17 protein-coding genes are annotated in these 21,420 nt (G+C 61.7%); 10 read left to right on the plus strand and 7 right to left on the minus strand.

Annotation, left to right across the window (positions count from 1 at the left end; genetic code table 11):
• Window positions 1–1,105 precede the first annotated feature (1,105 nt).
• From CA951_RS37470 to CA951_RS37505, 8 genes are all read left to right on the plus strand, one after another.
• Window positions 1,106–2,392 carry a CdaR family transcriptional regulator gene (locus tag CA951_RS37470; protein ID WP_179220451.1) on the plus strand — a complete coding sequence of 429 codons (1,287 nt, stop codon included), beginning with the start codon at window positions 1,106–1,108 and terminating at the stop codon, window positions 2,390–2,392.
• Between the two features lie 493 nt (window positions 2,393–2,885).
• Window positions 2,886–4,094 carry an NAD(P)/FAD-dependent oxidoreductase gene (locus CA951_RS37475; protein WP_087561678.1) on the plus strand — a complete coding sequence of 403 codons (1,209 nt, stop codon included), beginning with the start codon at window positions 2,886–2,888 and terminating at the stop codon, window positions 4,092–4,094.
• 36 nt (window positions 4,095–4,130) lie between these two features.
• Window positions 4,131–4,451 (plus strand): 2Fe-2S iron-sulfur cluster-binding protein, encoded by a 321-nt coding sequence (locus CA951_RS37480; RefSeq protein ID WP_087561679.1) that lies wholly within the window; start codon window positions 4,131–4,133, stop codon window positions 4,449–4,451.
• Window positions 4,452–4,488: 37 nt separating this feature from the next.
• The gene (locus CA951_RS37485; protein ID WP_087561680.1) at window positions 4,489–5,694 is read left to right on the plus strand and encodes a cytochrome P450; all 1,206 of its coding nucleotides are present in this window, start codon (window positions 4,489–4,491) and stop codon (window positions 5,692–5,694) included.
• Window positions 5,695–5,733: 39 nt separating this feature from the next.
• Complete coding sequence (locus CA951_RS37490; RefSeq protein ID WP_087561681.1) at window positions 5,734–6,669, plus strand: alcohol dehydrogenase catalytic domain-containing protein; 936 nt, start codon at window positions 5,734–5,736, stop codon at window positions 6,667–6,669.
• A gap of 164 nt (window positions 6,670–6,833) precedes the next feature.
• Window positions 6,834–8,012 (plus strand): acetyl-CoA C-acyltransferase, encoded by a 1,179-nt coding sequence (locus CA951_RS37495; RefSeq protein ID WP_087561682.1) that lies wholly within the window; start codon window positions 6,834–6,836, stop codon window positions 8,010–8,012.
• A 450-nt stretch (window positions 8,013–8,462) separates the two neighbouring features.
• Entirely contained in the window at window positions 8,463–9,896 is a 1,434-nt protein-coding gene (locus CA951_RS37500) for a 3,4-dihydroxy-2-butanone-4-phosphate synthase (protein ID WP_256974239.1), read from the plus strand.
• A gap of 331 nt (window positions 9,897–10,227) precedes the next feature.
• Complete coding sequence (locus CA951_RS37505) at window positions 10,228–11,394, plus strand: LLM class flavin-dependent oxidoreductase (RefSeq protein ID WP_087561684.1); 1,167 nt, start codon at window positions 10,228–10,230, stop codon at window positions 11,392–11,394.
• Window positions 11,395–11,559: 165 nt separating this feature from the next.
• Here CA951_RS37505 and CA951_RS37510 read toward each other — a convergent pair whose 3' ends face one another.
• Window positions 11,560–12,675 (minus strand): LLM class flavin-dependent oxidoreductase, encoded by a 1,116-nt coding sequence (locus tag CA951_RS37510; protein WP_087561685.1) that lies wholly within the window; start codon window positions 12,673–12,675, stop codon window positions 11,560–11,562.
• Window positions 12,676–12,734: 59 nt separating this feature from the next.
• Complete coding sequence (locus CA951_RS37515) at window positions 12,735–13,136, minus strand: nuclear transport factor 2 family protein (protein ID WP_087561686.1); 402 nt, start codon at window positions 13,134–13,136, stop codon at window positions 12,735–12,737.
• A 231-nt stretch (window positions 13,137–13,367) separates the two neighbouring features.
• On the opposite strand from CA951_RS37515, the gene CA951_RS37520 reads away from it, so the two are divergent.
• Window positions 13,368–16,037 (plus strand): LuxR C-terminal-related transcriptional regulator, encoded by a 2,670-nt coding sequence (locus tag CA951_RS37520; RefSeq protein ID WP_087561687.1) that lies wholly within the window; start codon window positions 13,368–13,370, stop codon window positions 16,035–16,037.
• 304 nt (window positions 16,038–16,341) lie between these two features.
• On the opposite strand, the gene CA951_RS37525 is transcribed toward CA951_RS37520, so the two are convergent.
• Window positions 16,342–17,010 (minus strand): carboxymuconolactone decarboxylase family protein, encoded by a 669-nt coding sequence (locus tag CA951_RS37525; RefSeq protein ID WP_087561688.1) that lies wholly within the window; start codon window positions 17,008–17,010, stop codon window positions 16,342–16,344.
• Window positions 17,007–18,668 carry a class I adenylate-forming enzyme family protein gene (locus CA951_RS37530; protein WP_087561689.1) on the minus strand — a complete coding sequence of 554 codons (1,662 nt, stop codon included), beginning with the start codon at window positions 18,666–18,668 and terminating at the stop codon, window positions 17,007–17,009. Before CA951_RS37530 ends, CA951_RS37525 begins: the two co-directional genes overlap by 4 nt.
• A 173-nt stretch (window positions 18,669–18,841) precedes the next feature.
• Between CA951_RS37530 and CA951_RS43665 the strand changes: the two genes are divergently transcribed.
• Complete coding sequence (locus CA951_RS43665) at window positions 18,842–19,018, plus strand: hypothetical protein (RefSeq protein WP_179220452.1); 177 nt, start codon at window positions 18,842–18,844, stop codon at window positions 19,016–19,018.
• 182 nt (window positions 19,019–19,200) lie between these two features.
• On the opposite strand, the gene CA951_RS37540 is transcribed toward CA951_RS43665, so the two are convergent.
• The 3 genes from CA951_RS37540 to CA951_RS37550 are packed head-to-tail and all read right to left on the minus strand — an operon-like array spanning window position 19,201 to window position 21,333.
• Window positions 19,201–19,962: an enoyl-CoA hydratase-related protein gene (locus tag CA951_RS37540; RefSeq protein WP_256974240.1), complete on the minus strand. Its 762-nt coding sequence runs from the start codon at window positions 19,960–19,962 to the stop codon at window positions 19,201–19,203.
• Between the two features lie 31 nt (window positions 19,963–19,993).
• The gene (locus CA951_RS37545) at window positions 19,994–20,854 is read right to left on the minus strand and encodes an enoyl-CoA hydratase-related protein (RefSeq protein WP_087561691.1); all 861 of its coding nucleotides are present in this window, start codon (window positions 20,852–20,854) and stop codon (window positions 19,994–19,996) included.
• Window positions 20,851–21,333, minus strand: a complete 483-nt coding sequence (locus tag CA951_RS37550) for a nuclear transport factor 2 family protein (protein ID WP_087561692.1) — start codon at window positions 21,331–21,333, stop codon at window positions 20,851–20,853. Before CA951_RS37550 ends, CA951_RS37545 begins: the two co-directional genes overlap by 4 nt.
• Window positions 21,334–21,420 lie beyond the last annotated feature (87 nt).

Raw genomic sequence — 21,420 nt, forward strand, 5'->3', positions numbered from 1 at the left:
CCACTTGATCTGGACGTATCTACCCGACCCGCGTCACGTCCTCGCACGCTCCCACTGGCGTCGCCGCCATCAACACCGAGCCCGACAATCCCACTACCGAGCCCGAGGACACCTCCCCTAAACGCGACTGTAGTACTAGGCCGAACGCACGTTGAGCGTGCTACCCGGGAGCCGCTGCGGCGAGAGGGTGCGGCCGCCGTCTGGTGCAGGTATGCGCATGCTGCTGCGAATACTGCCGCTATCGAGCTGCCGAGTGCTGACGCCCCGCCTGGGCCTACGCGGGTCAGGCCTCCCCACCAAGGCAGGCGTCTTCCAGAACGCGGTCGAGCAGCCCCCACCGCACTGGCCGACCTGCCGCACGTCGGCGCCGCGCGCGGCACCCATGGAACTGTTCACACCGCGGGGACACTGGCCGGCGGCGTGCGGTTACTGCCGGAGGAGCCCGACCGGGTCCGCAATCGGGGTCAGCGCTGTCGCGCGTGGGGCGGTCTCTGTGGCACCTTCCTCGTCCACTAGCCCAGTGGAGGCGTTCGAACACGAGGTACCCAGCGCCCCGATCGGGGGCCTGGTGATCGTCTGGGGCCGGGCCCGCGGCGCGCATTCGGTGTCACCACGCAGTGTCGCCGTGCGTCGAAGGAACAGCCGCCGGCCTGAACAACGCCACGCTGCGTAAGCGTCAGAGGCAACCTCCGAGTCACCCCGACTGCACGCTGACAAGAGCCCAAATCAACCCTGACGTTGACGATTGCGGACCAAAAAGCCTACAGTGATCACCTGTGGCGCCCGTCACGTCCGAAGAAGAGGGGATTGTCGATTTTAGAATCGCAGGCGAAGGTCAAGATGCCGGTTTCGCTGCATGCGCAACTCAGCAGAAACACGCCCGAGCGCATCGCGCAGCATCGGGCGAGGCCAACAGCTTGTGGCAACACCGTCCCAATGCCGTACGAGCTTGACACCGCCGAATGGCGGGCTCAATCGAGAACGCACGCTCTGCACGGTGCTCGCCCACACTCTGCGATGAATGTAAGCCATTATTGCCCCCTCGAGCGATTGACCTCCGAACGCACAGATTCCGAATCGGAACGGCAGACCAAGGGTGGCGGAATTGCCTGAGCGTGCCGAAGGCGGCCAGCCGGACCATGCTGATTCGCAAGTCAGAGAAATCGTCTCGGCGATCACGGCCGTTGCTGACGCCCGCCTCACGGAGATCGCTGGTGCTATCGTCACGCGCCTGGTCGGTGAGATCGAGTATTTCGCCACTGATCAACCGATCCTCGATCAGTTGAATGCTGGTGCAGCCGATAACTTCGCCATCACGATGGCGATCTTGCGGCACGATATTGAAATCGAGGCGGTCGGGCCGTCGGCGCCCGCCACCGAGCTAGCTCGATTGCTCGCGCAGCGCGACATCCCGATTACAGCTCTCGAGCATGCATACCGGTTGTACCAAGACAGCGTTGTGCGTTGGTGTTTGCAGGAACTGGCCCTTCGGAGCGAAAGCGCAACGGTCACCGCTGGCGCAGCCCTCGAGATCACGACCCTGGTTTCCGCCCATGTGAACCTGATCGCCCAACAGTTGTTGTCTACCTACGAGTTCGAGCGAGACGCTTGGCGATTGCGTCGAAGCGCATCCAGGTCAGCACGAATCAACGATCTTCTTGCGAATCGGCATATCGAAGTCGAACCGACCGAGCGGATACTGGGATACCACTTGGGCCAGTATCACCTCGGCATCATCATGTGGACGGACCGCGCCCAAAGCCCCGAAGTGGGGTTAGCGCATCTTGAATCGGCCGCAACTGCTCTTGCATGCCAACTTGGCACAAGCGCGCCGCCCCTCTTCGAGGCACGAGATGAGCACATGGCACGCGCATGGGTGCCACTGGGTGACGCCGACACCGTCGACAGTGAACGCCTGAGCGCTGTCAAGCGCCGTTGGGACAGTCCTGTCATCGTCGCAATCGGGCAGCCTCGCGAAGGCGTCGAGGGGTTCGTGCGTACTCACACCGAGGCCGATCTGGCCAGAGTCGTCGTGCAGGCGTCGGAATCGCCTGGTCCAGGGATCGTGTGTGCTGGCGACCTGGGAGCGGTGATGTTGATGTGCAACGACTTGAGCGCAACCCGGGCGTGGGTGGCCGACATCCTGGGCCCGCTCGGAGTCGACGACACTGCGGCCGCTCAGCTGCGCGCGACACTGCGAGAGTTCCTACGAACGGGCGGCAGCTACGCTGCCGCCGCCGATGCGTTGCACATGCACAAGAACTCTGTCGCCTACCGGCTCAAGAAGATCGAAGACCAGCTCGGGCGCTCCGTGCGGGACCACAGGTTGAATCTCGAGATCGCGTTGGAGCTCGCCTTTTGGCTTGGCTCGGCCGTACTGACGCAAGATTGAGCCTGCGCACGAATCGACGGGTTCTCGCTGTCCAGGCGAGGACACGCGCTACGTGATGCGTAGCCGTCTCATATGACCAACTCCACACTGCATGCAGACTGTGACTGGGCGCACAGACCAAAACCTCGCGTCAACTGTGTGGTGAGCGCCCGATGTAATCGACAACCTGCACACCTAGGTTGGTAGTAGCCCAAACAGATCGACATCGATTCGGAAACAGCCGGCCCTAGACCGAATCCGTTCCCGAACACCAAACCATCGAGTGCGCCAAGACTCCTGGACTCCACTGTTGACGGCCTCGCCGCCGAACAGCATGAGGTATCCGGTGCCGCCCAGATCACTGAAGCGGACAACGCGCCACTGCGACACCACGAACGCTGAACAGCAATCAGCGCTCTCGACAAGCAACGGAATGCAAGCGCTATCCGCCTTAACCGCTGAACGGGTGGGCCGAGGACGCTCGAGGAACCGCTACCGAGATGGAGTTTGACTTGTGACCAGCGAAAATCAGACCGCCCTGGGGGGGCGACTTGTCGTCGTGGGCGGTGGAACCGCCGGCGCCGAGGTAGCCTTCGCTTCCCGAAGCGCGGGCTGGACAGGTGAAATCATTGTCCTGAGCGATGAGGCTTACGCGCCGTACCACCGGCCGCCGCTGTCGAAGGACCTCTTGAAGATGGACGCCGTCTTCGCTGATCCTGATCCGTTGAAAGGCGCACCGCTATACGCCAAGAAGAACATCGAACTTCGCTTGGACAGTCGCGTCGACGGCATCGACGCGACTGCTCGAACCTTGAGCATGAAAGCGAATCAATCCCTCTCCTACGATCGTCTCGTCCTGGCCGTCGGAGGGCGCGCCCGCGAGCTCCCGCTCATTGCTCAACTCGAAACACGACCCACCAACGTCCACGAGTTGCGCACCCTCGACGACTGCGCGCGACTGCGTTCCTGCTTCCAAACTGGGCGCGTCTTGATGATCGTGGGCGCCGGCTACATCGGCCTCGAAGTGGCCGCAGCCGCACTGAAGGCCGGCCAGAGAGTGATCCTGCTCGAAGCAGCGCCCCGCGTTCTCGCGAGGGTGACGGCACCCGTGGTCTCACAGTTCTTCGAGCGGGAACATGCCAAACGAGGGGTGGAGATCTTGACCTCCACGACCATCGAGAACCTGTCGTTCGGTGCCGACGGACGAGTAGATCGTGTCGCGACGTCCGACGGGTCTGAATACCATGTCGACAATCTGGTAGTAGGAGTTGGGTTGGAGCCCAATATCGAACTTGCCAACGATGCTGGTCTGGAGATCGGCAACGGAATCGTGGTCGATGATTCGATGAGGACGAGCGACCCGAACATCCTCGCTCTAGGGGACTGCGTGGACTTCCACAGTGGATTCTACGACCGCCGCGTGAGAATCGAATCGGTCGCCAATGCTGTGGAACATGCCCGCCGCGCTGCGATCACGTTGACCGGTGGAGATCCGAAACCCTGGCAGGTTCCGTGGTTTTGGTCGAATCAGTACGAGCACAGCCTGAAGATCGTTGGGCTGTCCACCGGATATGACGAGACACGAGTCATCGACGACTCAGAGGGCACCTCCTTCGCAGTCGAGTATCTGAGAGACGGTCGACTCATCGCAGTAGATGCCATCAACCATGCTGCCGCGTTCCAGTCCGGTAAACGGCGAATTGTGGAGACGATTCACGCCTGAGCGATCAATCATTCGAAGCGCTACGAAAGGACAACCATGCCAACAGTCACCTATATCTGCCCCGACGGGGAGTTGGAAGAAGTCGAGGTACCGGTGGGAACCTCAATCATGAAAGCCGCTGTATCACATGGCATCGAATCGATCGTCGGTGATTGCGGGGGAAGCGCGTCGTGCGCCACCTGCCACGTGTACGTGGAGAGCCACCTCGAAATGCTGCCCCCCAAGACCTCCAACGAGGACGAGATGCTCGGTGACGCAGCGTCCGAAGTCCTACCCAACAGCCGCCTCGGTTGCCAGCTGGTCATGCGCGACGACCTGGCCTCACTCGTCGTTCGTGTCGCGCCCGAACAGTGGTGACTACCGAAATCGCTCACATCAACCAGAAGGACATGCCATGACGACAAGCATCGAGACCCAGAACCTTCCCAGCAATGTGCCGCCGGAGCGTGTGGTCGATTTCGACATGTTCGCGCCGGGGGACATCAGCAACGGCCTACAGGCTGCGTGGGCCGGGTTGCAGGAAAACGGCCACGGCCTGGTGTGGACGCCACGCAACGGTGGTCACTGGATCGCGGTGCGCGGCAACCTCATCAAGGAAGTATTCGAGAACCACGAGACCTTCTCGAGCAAGTGTCCCTTCTTGCCGAAAGAAGCGGGCGAGCAATACAGTTTCATACCCACCTCCCTCGACCCGCCCGAGCACCGGCCGTACCGGAAAGTGCTCAACGCGGCCGTTGGCCCGGGATCGATTCGCCGCATCGAAAATGAAATCGAAGGAATCGCGGCTGGTCTGATCGAGTCGATCGTTGCCGAGGGTAAGTGCGACTTCACGAAGGCGTTCGCCGAGATCTTCCCGGTCGAGGTGTTCTTGCGTCTCGTCGACCTGCCGAGCTCGGATTCGGCACGCTTGAAGTTCATCGCGGACCAGATGACGCGACCCGACGGTACGATGACGATGACCGAGGCGACGAACCTCTTCTTCGACTACCTTGGGCCCGTCATCAACGAACGACGCGAGAACCCCGGTCCGGACGCGATCAGTGCAGTCGTCGCGAGCACCGTCGAGGGACGTCCGCTGACACAGGATGAATGCCTGCGAATCTGTGGGCTGCTTCTGCTTGCAGGGCTGGACACTGTCGTCAACTTCCTCAGCTTCATGATGCAACATCTTGCCGAGAACCCCTCCGATCGAAAGACACTCGTCGATAATCCGGAACTCATCGACAACGCGGCCGAGGAGTTGTTGCGTCGATACGGATTGGTTGCCGACGCTCGAATCATCAATGGCGACAGCGAGATGGACGGAGCCACGCTCCTCGACGGCGACATGGTCGCCGTGCCGACGATGCTCTTCGGACTGGATCCGCAGGTGACAGGGTGCCCCATGGACGTTGACCTGCATCGAAAGGATCCAGAACACTTCACTTTCGGCCACGGAGTGCATCACTGTGCGGGCTCCTACCTGGCTCGGAAGGAGATCACGACGACACTGAAGGAGTGGCTCGCCCGTATTCCCGATTTCGAGATCGTTCCCGGAGAGAAGATCGAACACCGATCTGGAATCGTCGGCGCCGTTGTCAGCTTGCCGCTGCAGTGGTGAAGTCCGCGCACACATCGACATCGAAAGGCTTCTGAGCAGATGAAGGCATGGCAATTCACAGCGATAGACGAGCCACTCCACAAGGTCGACGTGGCTGACCCGGAGCCCGGACCCGCCGACATCATCATCGATACCGGGGCCGTCGGACTGTGCCACTCGGATATCGGCTTCATGGACGGGACCATCACGGCGCTGCTGGGCCACGTACCCATCATCCTCGGGCACGAGATCGTCGGTACCGTGTCCGCAGTCGGGTCTGACGTCACCGAGTTCGCGAAAGGTGACCGCGTCGGAGTGCCTGCCACTACCGATGGGCCAGGAACCGCTTTGAACGGTGGGTACGCGCAGAAAGTCAAGGTCCCGGCCAATCTCCCGGTCCACCTGCCCGACGGACTCTCATTCCGCGATGCCGCGCCGGCGACCTGCTCCGGACGGACGGCGTACAGGGCAGTACATACCGCTGGACAGGTCGAATCCGGAATGAAAGTGGGCATCATTGGCTTCGGCGGTCTCGGCTACTTCGGTGTCCAGATCGCTCTGGCGGCAGGGGCGATCGTATTCGTATCCGAGCTCAACGAGTCGAGGTGGCCACTCGCGCGCGAGCTGGGCGCGAAGGGGTGTTCGAAGGACATCCGCGATTTCGAGTCCGAACAATTGGACTTGATCATCGACTTCGCGGGCGCCGACGGAACTCTGGATTCCGCCGTTGATGCCATTCGCCACAGTGGCCTCATCGTCGAGGTGGGGCTGGGCGTAGCCACATCATCGGTGTCGATTCCCAACATCACGATGAAAGAAGTCCGCATCGTAGGCGCGTCCAATGGAACGAAGGAGGAAGCGCGCGCGATACTTGCACTTGTCGCGGAAGGATCAGTTCGGCCGAACACCGAGCAAATCGCCTTCGACGACATCCCCGACGGGTTGCATCGCCTGGAGCAAGGTGCAACGGACGCGAGGCTGATCGCGGTCCTGTAACCGGAGCGTTGGCAACCCACAGGCCGTGGAACGTGCGTGCCTGTGGGTTGCCGTCTTATCGGATCCGATGCCCGGGTCGGTCCGCGAAACGACGAGACAGCAGAAGAGTCCAGGTCGACCTCGACAAAACGGTCGGTTTGTCGAGCAACTCGGAGAAGATACAAGTGACACAGACGGTTTTAGTAGCCGGAGCTCGTACCCCCATCGGAAAGCTGGCCGGGGCGCTCGCCTTGCTCAGTGCCACCGAACTCGGGGCGCACGCCATCCGTGGCGCCCTCGCGAGGGCAGGGGTCGGCACGAGCGCGGTGGATGCAGTCATCATGGGCAATGTCGTCCAGGCAGGCGTCGGGCCCAACCCTGCACGCCAGGCAGCGGCAGCGGCGTCCATTCCACTCACCACCCCAGCGGTTACGGTCAACAACCTATGCCTGTCCGGACTGCAGGCAATCATCGACGCAGACCGGCTCATCAAGTCCGGTGACGCCGATATCGTCGTCGCAGGTGGCATGGAGTCGATGACCAGCGCTCCCTACTTCGCGCGTGGGGCACGCGTCGGATTGCGATACGGTGCCGCATCTCTCGAAGACGCACTTGACCGCGATGCCTTGATCTGCGCGTTCGACGAAGTCTCCATGGGCGAGGCGACCGACCGCTACGTCCAGGGCACCGACCTGGATCGCGCGGGCCAGGATGCCTTCGCTGCGCGCTCGCACGAGCTGGCTGCTGCGGCGACCGAGGATGGCACATTCGACGACGAGATCGTTCCAGTGCAGATCAAGTCCCGCCGTGGTCTAACGACCGTATCTGCCGACGAGGGCATCCGCAGCGGCACTACAGTCGAGAGCCTGGGCAAACTCCAGCCCGCATTTCTCACCGACGGCACCATCACCGCCGGCTCTGCGTCGCAGCTGTCCGACGGCGCCGCCGCGGTCGTCCTGATGAGCAAGGCGAAGGCGGAAGAACTCGGTCTCGAATGGTTGGCCGAGCTCGGGGCGTCGGCGTTTGTCGCCGGACCGGACACGTCGCTGCTGTACCAGCCCGCCAATGCGATCTCGAAGGCAGTCGAGAAGGACGGCGGCCTGAAGGTGAGCGATCTCGACATCGCGGAGATCAACGAGGCCTTCGCAGGCGTCGCCCTGGCGTCGATACATCAACTGGGCATCGACGCTGACAAGGTCAACATCCATGGCGGAGCCATCGCACTCGGACATCCTGTCGGCATGTCCGGCGCACGGCTCGCACTGTCGCTCGCACACTCGTTGAAGCGTCGCGGCGGTGGCGTCGGTGCTGCAGCGCTGTGCGGCGGCGGTGGCCAGGGAAATGCGCTGATCATCAGGCGGTAGAGCAGCCCGAGCGCACCTACACAGCCGTAGCTTGTCGCCGGCGTGCACGCACGCCACCTTCGTCAACGTATGCAGACACCACTCACCACCAAGACCAGGCAGCCTCGCCGACCACCGAGTAGTCCGCAAGGAACTGATTTCACAAACGCCATCCAAAGACGGTTCGCACAGGGCGACACATCCCTGCCGTGTCCTACTTGGACATCGACGCACGCCCCGTACTTCCCCACATCGGATCTTCCGTGCCACCAGGCTGCACTCGCTCGGGCTTACGGCACGGACACATCTCCAGTACGGCCGCAGCGCGGCGATCCGCGGAAATCTTTCAATGTCCACGTTGATGTTGACAGCGGCGAGGATCTTTGCGACGCTCGTCACAGTGCTTTGGCAATCACCCTGAAAGAATCGAGGCCGACGATGGACTGTCCGACCACTCGGGTGCAACGTGCCGTGTCCGATCTCAGCGCCGGACGACCTGTTGTGCTGACAGGTGCGAATCCGGCAGATGACGCCCATATTTTACTCGCGGCAGAGAAGTCAACTGTCGAGTCAATAGCATTCCTGGTGAGGTTCGGCTCCGGTCTCGTTTGCGCCGCGCTCCCCGCTATCGAATGCGACCGTCTTCAGCTCACCAGGATGGTTGGCGAGGACCGTGACCATTCCGGAATCGAGTACACCGTGAGCGTCGATGCCGCTGGGCCGGGCACCGGCATATCGGCCGCAGACCGGGCCCGAACGCTACGCATGCTGTCGGACGGGTCCAGCGTCGCCGATGCATTCACCAGGCCAGGACACGTGCTGCCGGTGCGTACGGATCCTGCCGGGGTCCTGGCGCGTCGAGCCGCTGCGGAAGCCGCAGTCGACCTGGTCAGCGTGGCAGGCCTCCGCCAGGCCGGAACCTTCACTGCCCTGGTCTCCGAGGATGATCCCACCCGCATCTCCCGCTCCGAGGAGGCACAGCGGTTCGCCGCCGCCCACGGACTGAGTTTTGTCTCGATCGAGGACGTAGTCACCTACCGGCGAATGGCCGAATCGCATCTCCACACACAGTTCACACTCATGCGGCAGTCGGCATTCGGAAAGGTCCATTGCGTCGGATATCGCAGCGACATCACCGACTCCGAATATGTCGCATACTCCCTCGACTCCGCCCCGCGCCTCGGCACGCCCGTCGTGTGTCTGGAAAGCGAAGTTGACCCAGCGCCGCACCTGACACCTGACATCGCCACTGCCGCACTGGCCACGATAGCCGAAAATGGCTACGGCACAGTGGTTGTGGCGCGCCACAACCACGATGCAGTGGGGTTGGCCGACGTCAGTGCAGACCTGATCGAGGTGGTGCGGGAATGCGGATATCGCTCGCCGATTCTGCTCAACTTCTCACCCGCGGCTCGTACGATGATGTGGCATTTCGGCATGAGCATAAGTAACGGGCCGTTCGGCTCCGTCTCGCCCGACAGCCTCCTACCCAGCTCCCAATCCATGGCGGAGAACGACGCGCAGTCCACCCACGTCGTAGGGGCGGTCGTGCGCGGCGATCAGCGCGGCCGCGAGCTTGGATTCCGGACGGCAAACCTCCCGCTAGAGGATTCCAACTCGATTGCAGACGGAGTCTGGGCCGGTCGGTGCTTTCTACCGGACGGCTCGGATTTCACCGCCGCCATTTCGATCGGCCGGCGCCCCACGTTCTACGGGCGGTCGGGGGCGAGGCTTCTCGAGGCTCACTTGCTCGACTTCTCTGGCGACCTCTACGGACTCACGATCACTGTGCAGCTGGAGCATTGGATGCGTGGGCAGGCAGCCTTCGCATCGAAGGAAGAACTGATCGCGGCACTCTCGGCTGACGTGGTACGAACTCGATCATTGATGAGCGCCGTCGGATGACTTGCGAATCAACATCAACGTCGCAGTTGACAGTGATCGCTGTCACCATTAATCTATGTGGTGCGGTGATCGGTCCACACCTACCAACGACACGCCGCAAGTTGCCGAATGTATGCAAAGAGCCCGCGTTCGATGCCAATGCGCTCGAGCCCTATCGGCCATCGGGAATAGCACGACCACATATGGATTCGCATGAATGATGCAATCCCGCAACGAGCGACCGAACGACTTGGAGGCTCATTCCCGAGTGTAATCCGACCAAAATGCACGGCACTGTCAACACGACCGAAATCGATACCTCGACGATCACAACAGATTGGGAGATCCAAAGATGGAATGCGGAATTTTTCACACTCCGTACATGCGCCCCGGGCGCAAGGACAAGGAGACGTTCGAGTACTCGCTGCTCCTTGCTGCGGCCGCCGACAAGTTCGGCTATCGCGACTTCATGATCGGCGAGCACGGCATGCAGGCGTGGGAAAATATCCCCAACCCTGAACTGCTGATCGTCGCGGCCGCGCAGATCACCGAACGCATGCGATTTGCACCGATGGCGCACATCGTGCCTCTCCACAACCCGTCGACACTCGCGATCCAGGTCGGGTACACATCTCAGTTGCTCGAGGACCGCTACTTCCTCGGCGTCGGGGCTGGGTCCTGGGAGAACGAGGCGGTACTGCGTGGCCAGCCCGGCGACCTGTCCGAAGCGCACCCTCGCTTGATGGAGGGGCTCGAAGTGATGGACAAGGTGTGGCGCCAGGAACCCTTCGACTTCGAAGGCAAGTACTACAAGGCCGCCCGCCTCGACAGCCAGATCGATCCCGGCAGCGTCGCATCGCATGCCGAGTTCAAGGTCAAGGAGGGTGAGGAATACCATTTGACTGCAGATCACTCGCCGCACGGCGGCGCAGACGGTCTCGAAATTGCTGTCACCGGCCTGAGCAAGAACTCCCCCTCGCACCGACTCGCCGGCGAACGCGGATGGACCCCCATCTCCTTCTACGGAGGTTCTGCACTACTGAAGTCGCAGTGGGACACGTACTCCGAGGCCGTCCGATCCATCGGCGGAACGCCGCAGGGTGCAAACTTCAAGATCGCCCGCGACGTGTACGTTGCAAAGACCGACGAGGAAGCCAAGGAACAGGCCAAGAACGGCGCCCTGGGCCATGCGTGGAAGAAGTACCTCATGCCGGTCTACCAGAAGTACCGGATTCTTCAGGGCTTCATCGACGATGCAGACAAGAAGGTCGACATCGACGATGTCGACCTGGACTACCTGGCCGACCACGTCTGGCTGTGCGGTAGTCCCGAAACCGTCATTGCCAAGATCGAGAAGACCTTCGAGTTGGCGGGTTTCCGGTACGGTCAGCTGGCCGTCAACACCCATGACGCTTTGGATGATCCGGCACCGTGGGTGGAGTCACTGCGCCTGTTCGCGACGGAGGTAGTACCGAACGTGCATGTCGAGGGCACGCACGAGACGGTCGCAGTGAACTGACGTCGCACGTCTCCCGACGAAGCATCGAAAGGGCATCGCCGGCCAGGAATACTTACCGGGCTGTCTCGTCGGAGATGATTCATTGTTCTGAGGCGTAGCGGTGATGAGGGCTGCCTTGCCCTCATCACCGCTATGTTCATTGCTGTGCTTCGCTCGATCCGAGCACTACACCGTCACCGCTGTAGGAAGCGAAATCTTGGGAGCCACTTCCTTCTGAATCATTGCCAGCGAATTGAACCAGGGCGCCGGATCGTCGGAATAGTCGTGGGATTCGATCTGCAGGGTGCCCCATCCGCCGCTGGCCTCGAACAACGTATTGATCTTCTCCACGACGGTGTCCGGTGAGCCCACGCAGAACACGTTGTCGACGACCCACTCGAGGTCGACGTCGGCCCTGTCCGCGCCGGCGTCCTTGATGAATCCGTCCATCATCCCGAATCGCCACCAGATCGGAATGAGGTAGCGCTCGAAGCAGTATCCGATCGGCCCTTCCATCACGAGCCGCTTCGCCTCTTTGTCCGTGTCCGCGACGAACACCGTCTGGGACACGTGGTAGCGCGAGCGATCAGCGACGTGCCCATTGGCCTCCGCGGCGGTGGAGTAGATGTCCCAGTGCATCTTCAGAGCGTCCAGACCGGAGAAGATCGACATCGGTCGGAATCCGCGCTCACCCGCAAACTGCATCGACGGCGACTTGGCACTGAATCCCGTCACGGCGATCTCCGGTGCCCCACCCCACGGGCTGAGGTCGGCCAGCTTGTGCTGGTCGTCGCCCTCGTCGCCGTGCTTCTCTTCCGGGTAGCCCGCGTTCCAAAAGCGTCCCTCGTAGAAGAACGGCTCGCGCTTCCAGATGCGTTCCATGATGTCGAGGGACTCGCGGACCATCTCGTTGGTGAACTGCGTGTCTTCACCGTTTTTGATGCCGTGAATGTACGAGGCGTCCGGATATGCGCCGGCACCGACGCCGAGGAAATACCGGCCTTCGAGGATCTGGGAGAGCCAGCCGACCATGATCGCGAGCTTCGCCGGATTATGGTGGGGAAGGATGTGAGCCATCGGCGCGAACTTGATCTGCTCGGTCTGGCGTGCTGCCGCTGCGATGATCAACTCGGGGTTGGGGATATTCTCCCACCGCTGAGAGGCATGCTCGGAAAACATGATCGAGTCGAAGCCGATCTTGTCGGCCTCGACGGCCTGCTGTACGCACCAATCGAACGTCTGGCGCGCGGTCCGCTCGGGACGCATGTACGGGTGGACGATGAGCCCGGTTTCCATTGCCATCGTGAATGCCTTTCTACGAAACTGTGGTCGATTGCCCGGTGCTGGTACGGAACCCTTTGTCAGGCAAAGAAGATGTCGTATGCGTGCTTGGTATCCATGTACTCCTTGACGGACAGGATCTTTCCGTCAAGGAACTCGAACAGGAAGTGGTACTGGTTCTGATAAACTTTGCCGTTCTTCAACTTCGCGTACGACGTCGCCTCGACGGCCACCTTGTCGCCTTGCGCGATTGCCGAGTTGGGGGTGACCTCGAGAGCCCCGTTCTCGTACACGGAAGTGACTCCGTTGAGCAACGCTCCGAGGCCTTCCCTGTCATAGCTCCCGGACATCCCGTCGATTCCTCCCGATACCCAATAGGTCGCCTCGGGATGGAGAGTGTCGAGAATCTGCTCCACGTCGCCCGTGGAGAAGACCTTTGCGAAGTTGTTGGCCAAGTCGATGTTCTGTTCCGGGGTGCCCATGGATGCTCCATTCCGTTTTGCTATGACTTGCATCACTGTTCACTCGATGGGGTCGTTCGCGAAACCGTAGTTGCACTCGGAACGCCACCTGTCGCGGCGCGGCACGCTTGATGCAGGTCAGCACCCGCTTTTGTCGGTCGTGAACCACGTAATCTATGTCAATGTGTGTGTTGTCAGATCTTGACCACGCGGCTCAGTAAGGACATGATCGACCAGTGACACTCACCACAAATCAAGAGATGCGGACGAAAGAACAGAGTGAACGCTGACGAATGGCGCGAGATAGTCGAGCTTCGCCAAGCCGGTGGATCGATCTCGGGTATCGCGACGCGATTGAAGATCTCGCGCAACACGGTGCGCCGCGCCCTGGAATTCGAGGCACCGCCCCACGACCATCGGCCACGGTCAGGGTCGTCGGCCGATGCCCTCCGACCCCGGATCGCCGCGGCGCTCGACGCAGACCCGGATGTCACGGTCGCACAGTTGCACCGCGAGCTCGAGTGGAGCGGATCGCGAAACACTCTGGCGAGCGCGGTTCGCCGCGTGAAGGAGGAGCGTTCGCCACGAACAACCGGTACCCGCCCATCGAGCATCCGCTCGTCGACGGCATCCGATATTCCACTCTTCTCGACAAGTTTCGTCGGTCGCGACGAAGAACTCCATGGAATCCGGGTACTGCTCGGCGAGAGCCGCCTGGTCACCGTCGCCGGCCCAGGTGGTATCGGCAAGACCCGACTCGCAGCCGAGGCCTCAGCGGCGTACCGGCGGGCGTTTCCCGATGGAGTCCGCTTCGTGGAACTCGCGTCCCTACGGAGCGAATCGCTACTCCCCCAGACAATTCTGGACGCCCTAGGGTTCGACGAGCGAGATACACCAGAACGAAGTGCAACCGAATCGATCCTCGAATCGATCCGCAACAAGCACCTGTTGCTGGTGCTGGACAATTGCGAGCATCTCGTCAGCGCGTGCGCCGAGTTGATCTCAATACTATTGCGGAGCACTGAACATGTGAAGATCCTGGCCACCAGTCGTGAAGTGCTGTCAATTCCGGACGAGCACGTGCACGTCCTGGAGCCACTGTCCATGACGGACCACCGTGACCCGGACAGGCCGGGTGCCGCCATCGAGTTGTTCGAGAACCGCGCATCGGCCGCGTTGTCCGGATTCTCCATCACGGATTCGAGCCGGGACGCTGTACGCCGGGTGTGCACGCAACTGGACGGTATGCCACTGGCCATCGAACTGGCGTGTGCGCGCTTGACTGCGCTGTCCGTCGAGGATCTCGCAGAACGTCTCGACGATCGGCTGGCGTTGTTGACGACCGGTAACCGTGGCGGGCCGAGCAGGCATCGAAGCCTGCATGCGACGGTCGAGTGGAGCTACGATCTCTGCACCACTCGGGAGCAGGCGCTCTGGGCCAGATTATCCGTATTTTCCGAAGGATTCGATCTCGCCATGGCCGAGAGCATCTGTGCTGGTGTTCCTGTCGACGCCGCGAGCATTCTGGATACGATCACCGGTCTGATCGGCAAATCGGTGTTACAACGCACCACCAGCGAAGGTCGTGTCCGGTTCAAGATGCTCGAAACGATCCGGCACTTCGGCGCCGGCAAACTGTCCGACGACGAGAAGACGGCGTTGCGGCTGGCCCACCTGCGTTGGTGCGCTGAGCTGGTACACGCCGCCCGCCGCTCATGGACAGGGGCCGAGCAGGAGCGCGCGAGCACCCGGCTCCGGGAGAACCGCGCCAACCTGCGGTCGGCACTGCAGACTGCGCTGAACGACCACAGTCACGAGACGCTGCACCTTGCATCCGGTCTCGTCGCGACCTGGTTTCTGTGGTCGTCGGCATTCTCGGTACGCGAACACCGGATGTGGGTTACCGAGTTCCTTGCGCTCGGCGATCTGACCGAACACGTCGCACCCCGGCTCTACGCCACTCTGGGACTGCTACAGACGATGCAGGGCGACCGATCCGAGGCCGTCCGAACACTCGAGATCGCCGCGCAGCGCGCACGCGAACTCGGTGACGATGCGGCACTCGCGTTCACTCTGCAGACGCAAGGCCTCAACACCTACCTCGGCGGCGATTTCGAGGCCGGCGCACGCCACCTGTCGGACGCGTTGGCCCTCTACGAACGCCTCCCCGGCATCACCGATCTCATGTGGACCGCCCACATCGAAATGGGAATGCTGTGCAGCTCGAACGGACAGAACGACCGCGCCGCCGAACACTTCGCATTCGTTCACACTCACGCGTCGGCCGCTGGAGAGAAGTGGATGTTGTCCTACGCCGTATACGGACTGGGCTTGGTAGCGCTGGTCCGCGGCCGTCACGACGAGGCGATCACCCAGGCGATCGACGCCCTCGCACTCAAACGCGCCTTCGACGACACGGTCGGCACCACACTGGTCACAGACCTTCTCGCGTGGGCCGAAGCAGCTGCAGGCTCCGGCGAACGTGCAGCCGTACTTCTCGGCGCAGCATCGTCCATGTGGGATTCATTCGGCATGCAACTATACGGATCTCAGCACTGGGTCCAACGACGAGAGGTGTACGAATCCCGCGCGCGCACTGCGCTCGGCGACACGCTCTACTCCGCATCCCACCGTCGCGGCTCGACTATGTCGATGGCCGAACTCATCGCTTACGCGCTGGACGAAAAGCTAACCGACGCCCCTGTATCGTCGTCGGACCCGATTGCCGGACTCTCACCTCGTGAGATCGACATTGCACAATATGTCGAGGACGGGCTCACCAACAAGGAGATCGCGGACCGGCTGGTCCTGTCGGTCAGAACCGTCGAGGGCCACGTCGCACACGTGCTCCGAAAGCTGGAGATAACCCGCCGCTATCAGGTCGCTGCTGCGCTCGCGGTCACCAGGGCCCGACGGGAGTGAACGCTGATCGAGGACGTTGCGTTGCAGCGGCGCGTGAACGATTCCAGGTCGCATTGTCGCCACATGCGGAAACCTTCCGCGATCGCGTTCCCGTCCATGACTCGGTGGGGCACCTCCCTACACGAAGAGCCTTGGGGAAATGCCACTCAACCACTGCCGATTCGGCTGCTTCGCGGTTAGCCGCTGTCTGACGAGGTCGTCGTGGACCGGCGGACCGGACTGCCGAATCAGCCTTCCACCGTGAGGGCAGATCCCTCACGCGTCAGGTGTCAACCAGAGCCGGGGCAGGCCGGAGAGGGCGATGTCAGCCGACACCGCGGTGTTCGGGAGCTGCTGCCGCGATATCGAGAACTTCGCGGATACTGCGGGCACCGGCACCGAGGTCGAGCGCGTTCTTCAGGTGCAGCACAAACCCGGGCTTGTATCGGTGGGTTGGAGTGGAATCAGCGGCGAGAGATATCAATTCCTTCGTCACTGCCCGTAATGCCCGACTTTTCCACGGAACCGCGCAGTAGTCAAAGAACGCTACGAACGTTTCTGGTGACATCCTGAGCAGTGCGTCGAAGAAGCCTGGAAGTTCGTCCTCCATGCGCTGCCAGTACGGATCGGTACCGATGTGACGATCCCATAAGGTCTGCCGTGTCTCGTCGAGCGGTTCGACCTCACCCCCGCTTCTGCGACGAACTGCACTCGACAACTGCCTGGACGACTCGAACAGTGTGTGCACACCGAGTCCCGATACCACCGTCAACGCTTCCTGAATTTGTGCGGCGTCAAGGCCCAGGTCGAGTGCTTCCTCGATGTAGCGGCCGGTACCCGCGACATCCATCGTCGTTGCTACCGAGCACACCGCGATGTGTGTGAGCACACGTGTCTGCTGATCGAGGACCGGCCCCTCGTCCACTCCGTCCAAAATCTCTTCGGCCAACACACGAAGATCTTGGATATCGAATTCGACTGTCACGGAGTTCATCCGGCTGTGCTCAGCGCGTCAGCAGGCGTTGTCAGTTGCGCTTTGAGCCCCCGCTTGTTGATCTTCGTGGCCGACATCGGCCACCGTCCGGGCTCGACGAAGAACACTGCGCGCGGGATCTTGTACCGGCCGATCTGGCCGTCACAAAATGTGATCAGCTCTTCCTCTGTGAGTTGGTGGCCTTCTCGGACCTCGACGAACGCCACTGGCACCTCGTCGAGCCTGTTATCTGGCCGGCCGATGACCGCTGCAGTCAGAACGGCAGGATGCGAGCACAAGAAGGACTCGATCTCGATGGCCGCGACATTTTCTCCACCGACCTTCAACATGTCCTTGAGCCGTCCGTGGAACACCAGGCACCCCGACTCTGTGCGACTGTACAGGTCGCCGGTCCGCAACCAGCCGTCGGGATCGATCGTCTCGGCGGTCTTGACGGGATCCTTGTAGTAGCCCTCGGTCACGCAGTAGCCGCGAATCAGAATCTCGCCGGGAACCCCCACCGGTTGTTCCCTGCCGTCGAACGGATCGACGATACGAATTTCAACTCCCGGCACGGCCTTTCCTTGCGCACTGCTCCGGTCCTCGAACGATTCGTCCGGCTCACTGAGGGCATAGATTCCGGTCGTTTCCGTCATTCCGCAAGCAGCCATGAGCTCGGCCGAAGGGAACAGATTCTGAACCTCCTCGATGAGCACACGGGGCCCGATCAGGAACAGGTATCGAATCGAGTCGAACTCCGCTGCGTCAAACTTTGGATGCGACATGATCATCTGCATCGGCGCGGGGAACCACGGCCAGACGCACGTCGGTCGCTCGGCCCTGATCAGTTCGATGGCGCGGCCAGGTTCGAAGAACTCGTCGGTCAGGAACGTTCCCCCGGCACCGATCGCGCCGATCAGCGGAGCCAGCGCGGCAATATGGAACAACGGCCCGCCCGCCCAACTGATGTGCCGCTCTCCTGCCGACAGGCGACCGGTCGCCCGCTCCACCGGGCCACGGGTCATCGATTCGTGGGTGAGCAGGCAGCCACGCGGGTTGGCGGTCGTCCCCGACGTGTACAGGATCGCGGCGATATCGCGCGTCCTGACTCGTCGGCGATGTCGATGAACGAGCGATACATCGACGGCCTCTGCTGCAGCATCCAGGTCTGCCCTGGAAGTGAATCCGAGCTTGTTCGCGCCTCGGAGCAGTAGCGCACGACGCAGACGCGGCGCTTCGGGTAGGTCGAGGTCGCCGTGGCCGTCGGCAGTCGCCAACGACGGCAGCGCTTCGTGGAGAACCTCGACAAAATCAACATAGGCGTCAGGACTGGACACTGTCAGGAGCGCGGTAATATCCGCGTTCTCGACGATGTAACCCAGTTCCTTGGCCTTGTGCCGCGCATTGAGCGGTACGACGACTGCCCCGATCAAAGCCGATCCGAAGAATCCCTCGACGAATTCGATACCGTTCGGCGCCAGGAGCGCTACATGGTCGCCGGACTGAACTCCCACAGCCAAGAGCCCACGTGCAACCGCTACTGCACGCTCGAGGACCTCGGCGTAGGTGAATCGCTCCTCAGGGAACACGATTAGGTCGCGGTCGGGATGGGCGTGTGCTCCACGCACCAACAGATCGCCGAGCGGAGTGACGGTGCACCAGTCGCCGAAGTCAGTCATGTCGTCCTAATTTGTCGATCGTCGTAAGCGTTATCGCCGACGAATTGCCTGTATGAATGGCACAGAGTTCGCGTGCTGCGCGTAGAAGATCTCGTTGAGCTTCACGCTAAGCGACTCGCCTCGCGCTGTCAACGTCAGAGTTGATTCTGTCAACATGAGAGCGGTATCCGAAGTTGGATCTCGCCGGCGACCCGCTCTCGACCAGGCCAGAGCGCGACAAAACAGAGCTGCTTCAGGCCCTTTTCCATGACATTCTCGTCGGTGTGCTCGATGAGAGCATCGCGTTTGCCGAGCAGATCATCGGTAGCGACGAAGACGCGGTCGGAGAACTGCGCCGCCTGGTCGAGTAATAGATGAGCTCATACGAGAGGAACTATCCCTTTGTCTACCTGTATATCCAGGAGGACATGACTCGGGTGCAGTTGAGCAGAAGGTCGTGGGGTAGGGCGATGGCGCGCAAAGTGGATGCCAAGCCCTGTGGGCTGGGTCAGGCAACGATTATTCCGACCCAGCTCACGTCACGTACGTGCGGTCAGCGACCGGTCCATTGGGCTGCACGCTTCTCGGCGAACGCTGTCCTGCCTTCGAGCCTGTCGGCGCTGTTTGCGTAGGCCTCGATCGGCTCGTACCGGGTTGCCAGCGCAACGTCGAGCGGCCAGCCCGCGCGCGACAGAACAGCGTCCTTCGCTGCCTGAACGGCGAGGGGCGACGCCGAGGCGATTCGCTCCGCCCACGATGTCGCAGTTTCGAGCAGTTTCTCGAACGGTACGACCTCGTTGACGAGTCCGTACCGCTCGGCTTGCTGTGCATCGATGCGCTCGCCGGTGAGAATCAAGGCCATTGCGATGTGATGCGGCAGCTGCCGAATCGCACGGTGCATGATGCCTGCCTCGCCGATGATACCCACCTTGGTCTCGGGAATGCCGAACTGGGCGTTGTCCGCTGCGACGATGATGTCGGCACACATGGCGAGTTCGAAGCCGCCGCCGATCGCATAGCCCTGAACGGCCGCGACGAGAGGCTTGCGCAGCGTCAGCATTGGGCCACCGACGCCGGTGAGTCCACCACCGAGTGCCATCCTGCGGCCATCGCCTTCAGTCCCTCCGCTGACGTTGGCGCCGGCGCAGAATGCCTTCTCCCCCGTCGCACCGAGCACGGCGACCCAGATGTCGGGATTCGAGTTGATCTCGGTCCATGCCTCGAACAACGCCGAATCCATTTCAGGATCGATGGAGTTCAGCGCCCTGGGGCGATCGAGTGTCACTCGTGCGACGTGATTGTCCAGCTCGAACAAAATTCCGCTGCTCACGGTAAGTCCTTCCTCATTATTTCTCTGCCATAGGTCGATCGGTCAGTTCTACGGGTTCGCGGTAGGCGGCGATAGCGTCCTTCAGGCCCACCTCGGCCACGAACCTGCGGACCTCGGCCACCGACGGCGACAGATGGAGCAGGGCATCCATTTCCGCGCCGCCCTGGGCCGCGGTGCGCACGCCCATTGCTTCCATCGTCCTGTTGATGGACAGCTTCTTGATCCGCAGGATGTCCGACGGCGTGCGTGCGATTCGAGCGGCAAGCGCTTCGACTTCGCCGATCAGGTCTTGCTCGTCCACTGCGTGATTGGCCCAGCCCCACTCGACCGCGGTTGTGCCGTCGATCGAGTTACCGGGCACGAATGCCAGTTCTTTGGCCCGCTTGGGGCCGACCAGGGGGGCCCAGAGAGGTGCGATGTACCCACCACCGAGCGGGATCGCGGGTTCACCGATCTTCGCGTTGCGTGCCACGTAGGTGACATCAGTGAATACGCACAGCTGAGTTGCTCCCGCGATGCAGTAGCCGTGCACGGCGGCGATCACCGGTTTCGGATGATCCCAGATCGCGAGGAATCGGTTGACGTTGCGAGCCAGGCGCTCTCGGTCAGCCACGGGATCCGGATCCGCTACCACTTTGCCGACCTGGCCGATGTCGTAGCCGGCCGAGAAGCCCTTGCCGGCGCCGCGGATTCCGATGACCGGACCTCCGGAGGTGGCCAGCGCGGCCAACGCCGCACTGAACTCATCCAGCAGCTCGTTCGACAGAGAATTGGCCTTGTCCGGTCGGTTCAGGACGATCCAACTGATGGGGCCCCGATGCTCGATCCGCAGGTTCTCGAACTGAGCGTCCGGTTTGGTCTCGGTGACCGCTGTCATGCCCGTCCGATCGGAATCTGCTTCTTGACGTGGAAGTCGACGACACCGGACGCACGCAGTTCGCGCCGGGAGAAGCGCCAGCCGTTCTCGTCGTCGTACACGAAGTCATCGTGGTACTGGCCGAAGAAGTAGCCGTCGGCCTTGCCTTCCTTGGTGTACTGATGCCATGCGTAGAGGACCGAACGGACCTTGGCCGAGGTCAGGTCCTCGGAGAAGTCGACGACAACGTTCGAGACGTGGTGACTGGTGGCCGTGAAGAAGGTGCCGATTCCGTCGAGTGTCTCGCGGTAGGCGGCGCGTCCTTCGGCGCCGAAGTCGGGCCCGTAGGCGACGTAGCAATCCTCCGTGAAGAGCTCGGCGAGTTGGTCGGGAAGGTTCATGTCCAGGTTGTGGGCGTAGTCGAACAGAACCCGTTCGATCTTTCCCTTTTCGACGAGTTCGGTGAGCTCGCGCGTGGACACCTCGCGGGTGGCAGTCATGAGGATCTCCTTTGAGTTACGATTTTGCGACCGGTTCGATCCGGCGAACTGGATTTTCCAGTCTGATTTTGTCAACGTCTCCGTGGA

Source organism: Rhodococcus sp. NCIMB 12038 (genome assembly GCF_002165735.1).
Classification (GTDB): domain Bacteria; phylum Actinomycetota; class Actinomycetes; order Mycobacteriales; family Mycobacteriaceae; genus Rhodococcus_F.

Bases quoted from the DNA above. Each gene is read 5' to 3' on its own strand.
- CA951_RS37485 (WP_087561680.1), top strand. From the start codon at position 4,489: ATGACGACAAGCATCGAGACCCAGAACCTTCCCAGCAATGTGCCGCCG.
- CA951_RS37545 (WP_087561691.1), bottom strand. From the start codon at position 20,854: ATGACAGCGGTCACCGAGACCAAACCGGACGCTCAGTTCGAGAACCTG.
- CA951_RS37525 (WP_087561688.1), bottom strand. From the start codon at position 17,010: ATGAACTCCGTGACAGTCGAATTCGATATCCAAGATCTTCGTGTGTTG.
- CA951_RS37490 (WP_087561681.1), top strand. From the start codon at position 5,734: ATGAAGGCATGGCAATTCACAGCGATAGACGAGCCACTCCACAAGGTC.
- CA951_RS37510 (WP_087561685.1), bottom strand. From the start codon at position 12,675: ATGGCAATGGAAACCGGGCTCATCGTCCACCCGTACATGCGTCCCGAG.
- CA951_RS37515 (WP_087561686.1), bottom strand. From the start codon at position 13,136: ATGGGCACCCCGGAACAGAACATCGACTTGGCCAACAACTTCGCAAAG.
- CA951_RS37480 (WP_087561679.1), top strand. From the start codon at position 4,131: ATGCCAACAGTCACCTATATCTGCCCCGACGGGGAGTTGGAAGAAGTC.
- CA951_RS37530 (WP_087561689.1), bottom strand. From the start codon at position 18,668: ATGACTGACTTCGGCGACTGGTGCACCGTCACTCCGCTCGGCGATCTG.
- CA951_RS37505 (WP_087561684.1), top strand. From the start codon at position 10,228: ATGGAATGCGGAATTTTTCACACTCCGTACATGCGCCCCGGGCGCAAG.
- CA951_RS37550 (WP_087561692.1), bottom strand. From the start codon at position 21,333: ATGACTGCCACCCGCGAGGTGTCCACGCGCGAGCTCACCGAACTCGTC.